This window comes from Cellvibrio polysaccharolyticus (assembly GCF_015182315.1).
GTDB classification, from domain to species: domain Bacteria; phylum Pseudomonadota; class Gammaproteobacteria; order Pseudomonadales; family Cellvibrionaceae; genus Cellvibrio; species Cellvibrio polysaccharolyticus.
The window spans coordinates 4201561-4214461 of record NZ_PRDL01000001.1; the positions used below are offsets into that span (position 1 = coordinate 4201561).

Sequence of the window (12901 nt, forward strand, 5' to 3'; positions counted from 1 at the left end):
GCTGCCGGTCTCGACTGCCAGACCAACACCGGACCCGATCCCAGCATCAAGACGACACCTTATGTTTTTCAATCTCTTTAAAAAATCCGACAAAAAAGCGACCTCGCCCGAGCCTGAAAAAGCACCCGAGCTAATCCCGCAGCCCCAGGAAACCCAGGAAACCCAGGAAACCCAGGAAACCCAGGAAATAATATCGTCGGCACCGGAAGTCGCAACGGAGCCAGCCGCAAGCCTTGCTGCCACACCTCTTGCCCCGGTCGTAGAACCACCTGCACCTGCACCTGCACCTGCACCTGCACCTGCACCTGCACCTGCACCTGCACCTGCACCTGCACCTGCAAACAAGCCTGGTTTTTTTGCCCGCATCAAGCAAGGCTTAAGTCGCACCAGCAGCAACTTTGCCCAGGGACTTGGCAACCTGATTCTTGGCCGCAAAACCATTGATGATGATTTGCTGGAAGAAATTGAAACCCAACTGCTGATTGCCGACGTGGGCGTGGAAGCCACCACGGAAATCATTGAAAACCTTACCCAACGGGTGGCACGCAAGCAGCTGGCGGATGCCGATGCCCTTTATCAGGCGTTGCGCGAACTGCTCGCCAACTACCTGCGCCCGGTAGAAAAACCGCTGGTTATCGACGCACAACACCAGCCTTACGTGATTCTGGTTGTCGGCGTGAATGGCGTGGGCAAAACCACCACCATCGGCAAGCTGGCCAAGCGTCTGCAAAATGAAGGCAAAAAAGTCATGCTGGCCGCAGGCGATACCTTCCGTGCCGCGGCGGTTGAGCAACTCCAGGTGTGGGGTGATCGCAACAAAGTACCGGTTATTGCCCAGCACACCGGCGCCGATTCTGCCTCGGTGATTTTTGATGCACTGCAGGCAGCGCGCTCCCGCGGTTGCGATGTGGTTATTGCCGATACTGCTGGCCGTTTGCACAACAAGGGTCATTTGATGGATGAGCTATCAAAGATCAAACGCGTGATGGGCAAGGTAGACGGTTCTGCCCCGCACGAAGTCTTATTGGTACTGGATGCCGGTACCGGTCAAAACGCCGTCAACCAGGCGAAGGAATTTATTGAAGCCGCCAAAGTCACAGGTCTGGCGCTGACCAAACTGGACGGCACCGCCAAAGGCGGCGTTATTTTTGCGCTCAGCAAAAACTTTGGTTTGCCGGTGCGCTTTATCGGCGTTGGTGAAGCCATTGATGACCTGCAACCTTTTGAAGCCGAACCTTTTATTGAGGCATTGTTTTCACGGTGATTCGTTTCGACGCAGTCAGTAAAGATTATAGCGATGGTTTTGCGGCCCTGAATCGGGTCGATTTCAATATCGACCCGGGCGAGATGGTATTTCTTACCGGCCATTCCGGCGCCGGAAAAAGTACCCTGCTGAAGCTGATTATGCTGATGGAGCGGCCCAGCTCCGGACAAATCACTGTTGATGGCAAAGCGCTGGATCAGCTGTCTTCCGGCCAGATTCCTTACTATCGCCGCAATGTTGGTGTGGTTTTTCAAAACCACCAACTGCTCAATGACCGCAGCGTTTTTGACAACGTGGCGTTACCGCTGCAAGTGGCCGGCAGCTCGCCTTACGAAATTGGCCGCCGTGTGCGCGCCGCACTGGACAAAGTCGGTTTGCTGCACAAGGAACACCAGTTACCCATTACGCTGTCGGGCGGTGAACAACAGCGCGTAGGCATCGCCCGCGCCGTCGTCAATAAACCCGCCCTGCTGCTGGCGGATGAGCCAACCGGTAACCTTGACCCGGAACTATCCACCGAGATTATGTCGCTGTTTCGCGAATTCAATGATGTTGGTGTTACGGTGCTCATCGCCAGCCACGACCTTGAATTACTCAAGCAAATGAATAAGCGGGTACTGGCCTTGTCCCACGGCAAAATTATTCATGATGGAGTGCTGTGGTGATACGGCGTAAAAGCGAAAAATCGTCCATTCCTCTGCGCAGTGCCGGCGCGGTGCAAAGCAAAACCAGCCTCGCTACCAAAGCCGATGCCTGGATGGCGCACCACAGCACCAACGCGGTCGGCAGCCTGCTGCGCCTGCTGGAAACCCCGATCCAGAGCCTGATGACCTGGCTGGTGGTCGCCATTGCGACAACCCTGCCGGCAACACTTTTTGTGGTGCTGCTGAACCTGCAACAACTGGGCGACCACTGGCACAGTTCCAGCCAGATTTCGGTATTTCTGAAACAGGGCGCGCGCGCCGACGCGGTAGAAGCGCTACAGAAAAAGTGGCAAGCGAGAAAAGATATTGGTCAATTGAGCTATATCTCGCCCGATGCGGCACTGAAAGAATTTCGCGATCAATCCGGCCTGGGCAGAGTGGTAGACAGCCTGGATAACAACCCACTGCCCGGCGTTTTTCTGGTGCGCCCGGCCGATACCGATATCTCCCCTGACGAACTTGAAACGCTGCGTAAAAGTCTCGCCGACGAACCAGTGGTGGAAGAAGCGGCGGTGGATATGCAATGGGTTAAACGGCTGCATCAGATTATGCAGCTGGCGGAGCGGATGACCATTGCCCTGTCCGTGTTGCTGGCGCTCGGGGTCATTCTTATTATTGGCAACACCATCCGCCTGACCATTGAAAACCGCCGCGATGAAATTCTGGTAACCCGTCTGGTCGGTGGCACCAACGCCTGGCTGCGCCGGCCATTCCTGTATACCGGCCTTTGGTATGGGCTGGGTGGCGGCATAGTGACCACTCTGCTGCTGGCAACCGGTATCGCCTGGTTGAATCAACCGGTTTCGTCACTGGCAGATCTCTACCAAAGCAGCTATCGTCTGCAAGGGCTGGGCTTTATTGGCAGCCTGCAATTGATACTGCTGGCCGGCCTTACCGGTGTCATCGGCGCATGGATTGCTGTAAGTAGACATTTGCGCCAAAGCGAGGCCCATTGACAAGCCTCTCAAGCGAGCGCATATTAAAAGTTATCAAGGGTTTGAAATAACCTTAAGCAACTGATTTTTAAAGCCTTTGCTGTTATTTCAGGAACTTATACGGGACGCAGCACTCCAACTTTGCAAGTGCTTTCCCCGAAAGTATTTATACGGAGGACTATACATGAGCTCAAATCTGCAACCGGTTGGTGTTCTTGCGCCAGGTGCAAATCTGAATGCCTATGTTCAGGCTGTCAGCAGCTTCTCCATCCTGACAGTTGAGCAGGAACAGGAATTGGCCAAAGACCTTCACCAGAACGGCAATCTTGATGCCGCTCGTAAACTGGTTATGGCTCACCTGCGCTTTGTGGTGCACATTGCACGCTCTTACAACGGTTACGGCCTGCCACTGGGTGATCTGGTACAGGAAGGTAACGTCGGGTTGATGAAGGCGGTTAAACGCTTTAACCCCGAAAAAGGCGTTCGTCTGGTGTCGTTTGCAGTGCACTGGATCAAAGCCGAGATTCACGAATACATCCTGCGCAACTGGCGCATCGTTAAAATCGCCACTACCAAAGCCCAGCGTAAACTTTTCTTTAACCTGCGCGGCGCCAAAAAACGCCTTGCCTGGTTAAGCAATGACGAAGCTGAAGCGGTAGCAAATGATCTGGGTGTAGATATCAAACACGTTCGCGAGATGGAAGGCCGACTGGCCTCTTACGACGCTGCGTTTGATGCGGGTGAAGACGACGATGACGAGAGTTACGTTGCACCGGCCAATTACCTGGAAGACAAACGCTACGACCCGGCTACCCAGCTGGAAAATGCCAACTGGGAAGAAACCAGCGTTTCCGGCCTTGAAGTGGCCATGGAAAAACTGGATGACCGCAGCCGCGCTATTTTGCAACGTCGCTGGTTGAACGATGACAAAGCTACGCTGCATGATCTGGCCGCTGAATACGGTGTTTCCGCCGAGCGCATTCGTCAGCTGGAAAAAAATGCCATGAACAAAGTAAAAAATATGATGCTGGAAGCCTGACGGTTTCGCATCTACGCCGAAAAGCCGCGATCATCGCGGCTTTTTTATGCCTGTACCATCCGTGGCTGCCAGCGTTCAGACTGTCGCTACAGAATGCTTGAAATAGTTTGCAGCCATTTTTTATAAGCAATAATTTTCACCCGTCAATTCAGAGATGCCCGCCATTATGAGCCGATTCTTTTTACTGATTGCCGCCACCTCCGGATTTCTGGCTGTCATGTTGGGTGCTTTTGCCGCGCACGCACTTAAAAACAAACTCGACAGCTATGCGCTGGGGATTTTTCAAACCGGCGTCACCTACCAGATGTATCACGCATTGGCGTTGTTCGGCGTGGCCATTTTGCTGTCCCTTTACCCCGGCAAGCTGTTGCAGTGGGCCGGTTACAGCTTTATTGTCGGCACGCTGCTGTTTTGCGGCAGTCTTTACTGGCTGGCATTTGGCGCACCCCGCTGGGTTGGCCCTATCACGCCTCTGGGCGGAACCGGTTTTTTAATTGGCTGGTTGTGTCTGGCGATCGCCGCGCTGCAATGGAAGGGTATTAACCCCGCCTGACGGCTCCGGATTTCCTGCCGGCGATCAATACTATGGGTCGCGCTATCGGCATCCGGGGCAAGCTGAGGTAAAATATTCGCAACAGGCGCAGTTCGCAGGAATTGCGCCGTTTTTCTTAATGGATAATGCGTTTTCATGACCAGCGATACCGATACACTTCACTCACTTGCCGTCGAAACCGATGATCAGGGCGAATTTCTGATCAAACCGGAGTTCAAGCCCAAATCGATTCGCAGTTTTGTTATCCGCGCCGGGCGTATTACCGTCGGCCAAAAACATGCGTTTGAACAATGGTGGCCGCAATTGGGTCTCAGCTTGCATAATGGCAAACTCGACCCGGAACAACTCTTCGGCCGCAAGGCACCGCTGGTCATAGAGATAGGCTTCGGGATGGGCGACTCCCTGCTGGAAATGGCCCGGCAACAACCGGATCATGACTTTATCGGCATCGAGGTGCATCCGCCAGGTGTGGGAAGGCTGATCAACGTAGCGGGACAGGAAAACCTCACCAATCTGCGGGTGTTTATGGCCGATGCCATGGACGTGCTGGAAGATTGCATTCCCGAGGGCAGCGTAGATCGGCTGCAACTCTACTTTCCTGATCCCTGGCATAAGAAAAAACACCATAAGCGCCGTATCGTGCAGTTGCCTTTTGTGGAGCGCATTCGCACGCGTCTGCGACCTGGCGGCGTGTTCCATATGGCAACTGACTGGCAAAATTATGCCGAGCACATGCTGGAAACCCTGCAACAGGCACCCGGTTTCAGCAACTGCCGCACGGATAACGGGTATGCGCCACGCCCGGATTACCGCCCGGTTACCAAGTTTGAAAAACGTGGTGAACGGCTTGGCCACGGTGTTTGGGATTTATTATTCCAACGCGATGCCTGAGGCCGTTGCCGATCAACGACCAAGCTAATATGGTTATTAACATTTACTTTTTATAGAGGGTCTTTACCGTGAAAAAACTGCTCCCCCTGATCGCTCTTGTCACCCTGACATCCGCCTGTACCTGGGTGAAAGTTAACGACGACGGCAAGCATGTAGCCGTTACCAACCAAACCAACGTTGCCAACTGCGAACAACTGCGCACCGTGAGCGTAAAAGTCACCGCCAGTGTTGGCCCTCTTGATCGTGGTACCGAAAAAGTAGCCACCGAACTGGCCACCATGGCCCGTAACGAAGCCATGAATTTCGGCGGTGATACCGTTGCTGCGCTGGGCCCGGTTAAAGATGGCGCCCAGGACTTTGGCGTTTATCGCTGCAAATAAGTCGCCCGCGCAGGGTTGATCCCCATCAACCCTGCGCGCGTTTTACCCCCCGCTTTTGTTCTGCCCCCAACGAAAAATCCGACGCTGTCTTCAAATTGTCATAAACTGAAATTAGTCTGTCAGGCAAGGCTGTTTGGCTAGTTTCGGAGCGCAAGGTGTCCACCACGTATTTCAACCGCGAATTGAGTTTGCTGGAATTTAATAAACGAGTGCTGTATCAGGCTTATGATGAATCATTGCCGATTATGGAACGGCTGCGTTTTCTCTGTATTTTTTCTACCAACCTTGATGAATTTTTTGAAGTCCGGGTAGGCGGTCTGGTGGAGATGGTTGAACTCAGCGCCCCGGCACCGGTAGGCCCGGATGGGCTGGCACCCGTCCAGGCACTGCTCGAAATTGCCGAACGTGCGCATCATCTGGTCGATGAACAGTACCAGCTACTGAATCAGCAAATTCTGCCCCTGCTGCGCGAGCATGGCATTCATGTGTTACGTCGCGATGAATGGCAGGAACATCACACGCAATACCTGAAAGCCTATTTTTCCTCCGATATTTTGCCGGTACTCAGCCCTATCGGCCTCGACCCTGCTCACCCCTTTCCGCGTATTCTGAATAAAAGCCTGAGCTTTATCGTCAAGCTGGACGGTAAGGACGCCTTCGGGCGCAACTCGGGCAAGGCTATCGTCCAGGTTCCACGTTCCTTGCCACATCTTATCGAGCTGCCGCCTGGCGTGGCAGGCAAAGAACGTGCCTTTGTTTTTATCTCGTCGATTGTGCATTACTTTATGGCCGAATTATTTGTCGGCATGACGGTAATAGACAGCTATCAGTTCCGCCTGACCCGCAACTCGGATATTTTTCTCGATGAGGAAGAAACCGAAGACTTGCTGCGTGCGGTTCAGGGTGAACTGGCTTATCGCCAATATGGCGATGAGATTCGCCTGGAAATTGCAGATACCTGCCCGAAAGATCTCGAACAATTTTTATTGCAGCGCTGCAACTTGAACGAAAACGCCGTTTACCGTTTGAACGGCCCGGTCAACCTCAACCGCTTCAGCGATTTGTTTGATCTGGTAAAAACGCCCGCGTTTTATTTCACGCCGTTTATTCAGGCAATGCCAAAATTGCCGAAACGTTCCAACAGCTATTTTGATGCGCTGCAAAAGCAGGACATATTGCTGCACCATCCGTTTGATTCTTTTCAGGCGGTGGTGGATTTTCTTCGCGAAGCCGCAGCAGATCCCAACGTACTCGCCATCAAACAAACGCTTTACCGCTCCGGCTCCAACTCACCGCTGGTGGACGCGCTTGTCACTGCCGCCAAAGCCGGAAAGGAAGTGACCGCGATTATTGAATTGCGCGCGCGCTTTGATGAAGAACAAAACGTCGCGCTTGCCGAACGTTTGCAGCGCTACGGCATTCACGTTATTTACGGTGTGGTGGGTTACAAAACCCACGCCAAAATGTTGCTGGTCGCCCGCCGTGAACAAGGCAAGGTGCGTTACTACGTGCACCTGGGTACCGGCAATTACCACCTGCGCACCAGTATGCTCTACACCGATTACGGCCTCATCACCAGCGACAAGGAAATTGGTGATGATGTGTACCGGATTTTTTTACAGCTGAGCAGCATGGGCAAAGCCTCACGGATGGACGCTTTGATGTACGCGCCCTTTACGCTCCATAAAGGCATTGTTAAACGCATTCGTATTGAAAAAGAAAATGCCGAGCAAGGCAAAGCTGCGCGCATTATTGCCAAGATGAATTCGCTCTACGATGAAGAGCTGGTGAACGAGTTATATGCCGCCTCGCAAGCCGGGGTAGAAATTCATTTGATTGTGCGTGGTATTTGTCAGCTGCGCCCGGGTGTGCCGGGCCTTTCTGAAAATATTTATGTGCGCTCGATTATCGGGCGTTTTCTCGAACACAGCCGGGTTTTTTATTTTGAAAATGCCGGCACCCCGGAGTTATGGTGCTCCAGTGCCGACTGGATGAGTCGTAACATGTTCCACCGGGTAGAAACCTGTTTCCCTATTCGCCATAAAAAAATTCGCGACCGCATCGTCGAAGATATGGGCATTTATCTGGCGGATAACACCCATGCCTGGCTGTTACAGGAAGATGGCCAATACCAGCGTATTCGCCCTGAAGAAGGCGAAGCGGCAATTGATGCGCAGGCTATTTTGCTGGAGCGGTGGTCAGCGAGGCAGTTGCCCGGCGCGGTCTGATTTTCGGAACAGACCGGCTGATGACGAACGGACAACATGCCACCACTGCAAGATTTTTCAAACAGCGGCAATCGTCAGTGTGTAATCAATATCGGCCAGGTGATGCGCTTCAGTTTCGAGATCCGCACTGGCCAGCGGATTTTCTTCCAGCCAGCGCGCACTCAGCGATAACTTCAATGCATTTTCATGGGCCTTCAGGGTAATTTCCGGAATGCCCTTTTTACTGTTGCGGCCGCGGTGAAAAACCAACGCAAGACGTAACAGAATGGCGATACGCACCAGTGCCTTATTGTCCATAGGAAATACTTTGACCGGAAAGCGTTTGCGATGCGCCAGCACCAGATGCGATAGCTGTTGCTGTTCAACGCGGGAATAACCGGCCAGATCAACATGCTCAACAATGTACGCGCTGTGTTTGTGGTAATCGTTATGGGAAATGCCCAGACCAACGCCGTAAAGTCTTATCGCCCAACCTAATAATTTTTCCGAATCTTTAGGGTTGAGGTTCCAGCCCTTATCCACCTGCGCCAATAATTTCAGGGCAGTGGCTTCCACAGCTTCTACTTTTTCAAAGCTGACATGAAAGCGACGCGCCAATGCATCTACACTGGCCTGACGAATATCGTGATTTTCCAGACGGCCTTTCAGGTCATAGAGCAAACCCTCGCGTAACGCCCATTCTGCCGCTTGCATGGTTTTTAATTGCAAACTTTCAAACAGCACCTGCAACACAATCACGCCGCCAATAAAAACCGGCTGGCGGTCTTCTGACAAGCCGTTGAGTTTCAGCTGGGTATCGCCCTTCTCCCGGTAGAGATCAATAATCCGCTGCAAGGAACTGGCCTCAATAGTGCCATTACTCCAGCCGGATGCTTCGCACACGCGTGCCACCGCTTTAATGGTGCCGGAAGCGCCCAGCACCTCCTGCCAGCCTTGCTCCAGAAAGGTTTCTACCACCGGTTCCAGTTCTTGCAAACAGGCAATGCGTGCGCGTTTGATGTGCTTGTCGTTGACTTTACCATCCGGAAAATAATGCTTGGTAATACTGACGCAACCCATATTCAAGCTTTCCTTGAATTGCGGCTGCATGCCTTCACCGAGAATAATTTCTGTACTGCCACCGCCGATGTCCATCACGATGCGCTTGCCTTTGGCCGGTGCAATATCGTGTGCTACGCCGAGGTACACCAGACGCGCCTCTTCATCACCGGAAATAATTTCTACCGGGTGACCGAGGCGGGTTTGTGCTTCCGCAAGAAATGCTCGCGAGTCGCTAATACTACGCAGGGTTTTGGTGCCGACAATGCGCACGCTGCGCGAGGGATATTCGCGCAAATACTCACCGAATTTTTGCAGGCAATTCATTGCGCGTTCGCGAGCGCTCTCATTCAAGGTGCCATCCGCCTCCAAACCCCAACCAAGACGCACCGGCTCACGCAAGCGATCCAGCAGCAATAATTGGCCATCTTGCCAACGGGCAATAATCATATGAAAACTGTTGGAGCCGAGATCAATCGCGGCGATATGACTGGAGACAGGGGAATTATTATGAGAGAGATCGAACATGCGACAGCGCCAGGGTCAATGATTGCAGAATACACATCCGGCAATCCGGAAATGCTTTTCGGAAACACTTTAACCTGACAGATTACTGCATGTCACTGCCATTCAATATGACAGCGCAATGAAATTGCTGCGATACCTGCCAATAACGCAGGTATCGCAGAGGTAAAGCAGATCAGTTGATGGTGGCAGCAGCCGGCGCTTCAGCAGCGGGTGCAGCGTCTGACTGTTGACGAGCCTGCTCCATTGCCTGAACAAATACTGCATCAAAATTGATCGGTGCCAGCATTAACGGAGGGAAGCTGCCACGGTTCAGGATGCTGTCGATGGCTTCACGCGCATAAGGGAACAAAATTTGCGGGCAAGCGGTGTTGATCAGCTGGGTAACCTGACGCTTGTCAAAACCGGCAATGGTGAACAGACCGGCTTGTTTTACTTCAACCAGGAACAAAGTACGCGCTTCAACCTTGGCGGTGATGGTGAGCAGCAGTACCACTTCCATGGTGTCATCATTCAACTGGTTAACCTGAATATTCAGGTCTTGTTGAATAGCCGGCTTGGCGGGCTGCAGAAAAGCTTCAACACCCATCGGAGTTTCGAAAGAAATGTCTTTCAGGTAAACGCGCTGAATAGCGAAATTGGGGGCCGCTTGTGACTGTTCTTCGCCTGCAGCTACAGTGTTATTTTCTTCGGTCATAACTTAACTCTTTCATCAGTGTATTTAGAGAACAAGACAATGCCCGACTGTCGAAGCAGCGGACACCCATGAGGGCAGAAAACTAGCGGCCCAGTAACCCATCCAGCTTCCCGCTTTTATCCAGTGCCCAGAGATCGGTAAAACCACCTACGTGGTAATCATCAATCCAGATTTGCGGCACCGTACGCTGGCGACTCTTTTCCATCATCTCCTGACGCAGATGCGGCTCACGGTCAACGCGAATTTCTTCAACGGTTACCCCTTTCTCTGCCAGCAATTTTTTGGCATTGACGCAATAAGGACAAACCGCTGTGGTGTACATAACAACACGAGCCATATTTACCTCGTTATTTCACCAGGGGCAGGCTCTGCGCCTGCCATTCAGCAATACCACCGGCCAGACGACGCACATCGTGCCCCTGCTTGCCCAGAGTGCGGCCAACCAGGCCGGCATGCTGGCCCAGTTTATCGGCAACAATAATGACCTTGCCCTTGTGCACTTCAAGATTGGCGATCTCGGCAGTAATTTTGCCGTAAGGCACATTGATAGCACCGACGATATGACCGGCTTTAAATTCGGCGCTGTCGCGCACATCAAGCAACACCGCACCGTTATTCAGCAGGCGGGTCACTTCGTTGATCGGGATAGGACGACCGCTTTTAATACGTTCGCGCCAGGAATAGACGAAAATCAAAACGATCAGGGTGCCAACCAGCAGCCATTCCTGGCCCATAAAATTAAAAAAATTCACCACGTGCGTATTTCCTGAAAAAACGATGCCAAACCATGAGCAGAAACTGCCCGCCAACCAACAGGACAGGCCTGCGAAATTGCCTGGCAGTATACACGATCAACCCGGATTGCTCAGCAACGGGGCTTGTGATCCACCCTTGTCGGCATGAAACGGTCATATGGGGGCACAATCCACAATAATCAAGCGGATTTCATAGAGATCACGCGCGCAACCGGTTAGAATGGTGAAACACATAAGGCAGGTAATTGCTGCGCTGAATGCTATTGCCCGCCACTTATCTTCCGTTGTTGATCAAAGAGCGACTAGCACGTATGACCGCCCCGAAAAAACCCGTTGTATTAATTGTTCTGGATGGCATCGGCCACTCTGAAAAAACCGAACATAACGCCGTATACAGTGCCAACACCCCGGTGCTGGACCGCATCGCCTCCAACCCGAAAAGCTTTATTGCCACCTCCGGCCTCTCTGTCGGCTTGCCGGACGGACAAATGGGCAACAGTGAAGTAGGCCATATGTCATTGGGCGCGGGACGCGTTGTTTACCAGAGCCTTACCCGCATCAACAAATCCATCGCTGACGGCGACTTCTTTACCAACCCGGTTTACCTCGAAGCCATCGATGGCGCTATCAATACCGGTAAAGCGGTACATATCATCGGCCTGTTATCTGACGGTGGTGTCCATGCCCATCAGGATCACATCTGCGCCATGATTCGCCTGGCTGCCCAGCGCGGCGCCAAAGAAATTTACCTGCATGCCTTCCTCGACGGTCGCGACACCCCGCCACGCAGCGCCGAAGGCTCTCTGCAACAAGCCGAAGACACCTTCCGTGAAGTCGGCACCGGCCGTGTAGCTTCCATTGTCGGCCGCTACTTCGCACTGGATCGCGACAACCGTTGGGATCGCGTTAAAGTCGCTTACGACGTTATGGTAACCGGCGATGCCGAGTACGATGCGCTGACCGCTGTTGACGGCCTGAAAGCCGCTTACGCCCGCGATGAAAACGATGAATTCGTTAAAGCGACCGTAATTGTTGGCGAAGGCGAAGAAGTCGCTACCATCAATGATGGCGATTCCGTGATCTTCATGAACTTCCGCCCGGACCGCGCCCGTGAAATTACCCGCGCGCTGCTTGAGCCGGAATTTGACGGTTTCGAGCGTGAACTGACGCCGAAAATTGCTCATTTTGTACAGACCACCGAATATGCCTCTGACATCAAAGCGCCCGTTGCCTTCAAACCGGAAAACCTCGCCAACTCCTTCGGTGAATACATTGCCAGCCTGGGTAAAACCCAGCTGCGTATCGCTGAAACCGAGAAATATGCGCACGTAACCTTCTTTTTCAACAGCGGTAACGAAGTCGTTTACCCGGGCGAAGACCGTATTCTGGTACCGTCACCCAAGGTAGCCACTTACGACTTGCAGCCGGAGATGAGCGCGCCGGAAGTGACTGAAAAGTTGATTGCTGCGATTGAGTCTGGCAAATACGACGCTATTATTTGTAACTACGCCAACGGCGACATGGTTGGCCACTCCGGCATTTTCTCTGCCGCGGTTGCCTCGGTTGAAGCGGTTGATGCCTGCCTGGGTCGTGTGCTCGAAGCCGTTGAGAAAGCCGGTGGTGAAGCCCTGGTCACTGCCGACCATGGTAACGTTGAAGAAATGTTTGACCCCGAGTCAGGCCAGGTGAGCACCCAGCACACTACCCTGCCGGTGCCGTTCATTTTCTGCAGCGCGCGTAAAGGTAAAGTTGCCGATGGCGGTTCGCTAGCTGACGTAGCACCGACTATGCTGCACCTGATGGGCTTGCCACAACCGGTAGAAATGACCGGTCGCAACCTGATCACCCTGGAAGAGTAATTGCCGCATCTGCCGGGTTCAGCCTGAGGGTTG

13 protein-coding genes are annotated in these 12901 nt (G+C 52.9%); 9 read left to right on the top strand and 4 right to left on the bottom strand.

Annotation, left to right across the window (positions count from 1 at the left end):
• The first annotated feature begins 61 nt into the window (after positions 1-61).
• The 8 genes from ftsY (at position 62) to ppk1 (ending at position 7994) form a co-directional block, all read left to right on the top strand.
• On the top strand, positions 62-1264 hold the full coding sequence (gene ftsY, locus C4F51_RS17740) for a signal recognition particle-docking protein FtsY (protein WP_193912125.1): 1203 nt from the start codon (positions 62-64) through the stop codon (positions 1262-1264).
• On the top strand, positions 1261-1929 hold the full coding sequence (ftsE, locus tag C4F51_RS17745) for a cell division ATP-binding protein FtsE (protein ID WP_193912127.1): 669 nt from the start codon (positions 1261-1263) through the stop codon (positions 1927-1929). The genes ftsY and ftsE overlap by 4 nt, the downstream gene beginning before the upstream one ends.
• A complete protein-coding gene (ftsX, locus tag C4F51_RS17750; protein WP_328701419.1) occupies positions 1926-2924 on the top strand; it encodes a permease-like cell division protein FtsX in 999 nt (332 codons plus the stop codon). Before ftsE ends, ftsX begins: the two co-directional genes overlap by 4 nt.
• A 163-nt stretch (positions 2925-3087) precedes the next feature.
• A complete protein-coding gene (gene rpoH, locus C4F51_RS17755) occupies positions 3088-3942 on the top strand; it encodes an RNA polymerase sigma factor RpoH (protein ID WP_193912129.1) in 855 nt (284 codons plus the stop codon).
• A gap of 166 nt (positions 3943-4108) precedes the next feature.
• Positions 4109-4495 (top strand): DUF423 domain-containing protein, encoded by a 387-nt coding sequence (locus C4F51_RS17760; protein ID WP_193912131.1) that lies wholly within the window; start codon positions 4109-4111, stop codon positions 4493-4495.
• A 201-nt stretch (positions 4496-4696) separates the two neighbouring features.
• The gene (gene trmB / locus C4F51_RS17765; RefSeq protein ID WP_193912663.1) at positions 4697-5386 is read left to right on the top strand and encodes a tRNA (guanosine(46)-N7)-methyltransferase TrmB; all 690 of its coding nucleotides are present in this window, start codon (positions 4697-4699) and stop codon (positions 5384-5386) included.
• Between the two features lie 68 nt (positions 5387-5454).
• Positions 5455-5766, top strand: coding sequence for a DUF4156 domain-containing protein (locus C4F51_RS17770; protein WP_193912133.1), 312 nt, complete (start codon positions 5455-5457; stop codon positions 5764-5766).
• A gap of 155 nt (positions 5767-5921) precedes the next feature.
• Positions 5922-7994, top strand: a complete 2073-nt coding sequence (gene ppk1, locus C4F51_RS17775; protein WP_193912134.1) for a polyphosphate kinase 1 — start codon at positions 5922-5924, stop codon at positions 7992-7994.
• A gap of 57 nt (positions 7995-8051) precedes the next feature.
• On the opposite strand, the gene ppx is transcribed toward ppk1, so the two are convergent.
• From ppx to C4F51_RS17795, 4 genes are all read right to left on the bottom strand, one after another.
• A complete protein-coding gene (gene ppx, locus C4F51_RS17780) occupies positions 8052-9560 on the bottom strand; it encodes an exopolyphosphatase (protein WP_193912136.1) in 1509 nt (502 codons plus the stop codon).
• A 172-nt stretch (positions 9561-9732) separates the two neighbouring features.
• Positions 9733-10254 (bottom strand): protein-export chaperone SecB, encoded by a 522-nt coding sequence (gene secB, locus C4F51_RS17785; RefSeq protein ID WP_193912138.1) that lies wholly within the window; start codon positions 10252-10254, stop codon positions 9733-9735.
• Between the two features lie 82 nt (positions 10255-10336).
• Positions 10337-10591, bottom strand: coding sequence for a glutaredoxin 3 (gene grxC, locus C4F51_RS17790; protein WP_193912140.1), 255 nt, complete (start codon positions 10589-10591; stop codon positions 10337-10339).
• 10 nt (positions 10592-10601) lie between these two features.
• Entirely contained in the window at positions 10602-11009 is a 408-nt protein-coding gene (locus C4F51_RS17795) for a rhodanese-like domain-containing protein (protein ID WP_328701420.1), read from the bottom strand.
• A gap of 311 nt (positions 11010-11320) precedes the next feature.
• On the opposite strand from C4F51_RS17795, the gene gpmI reads away from it, so the two are divergent.
• Entirely contained in the window at positions 11321-12868 is a 1548-nt protein-coding gene (gpmI, locus tag C4F51_RS17800) for a 2,3-bisphosphoglycerate-independent phosphoglycerate mutase (protein WP_193912142.1), read from the top strand.
• The last annotated feature ends 33 nt before the right edge of the window (positions 12869-12901 follow it).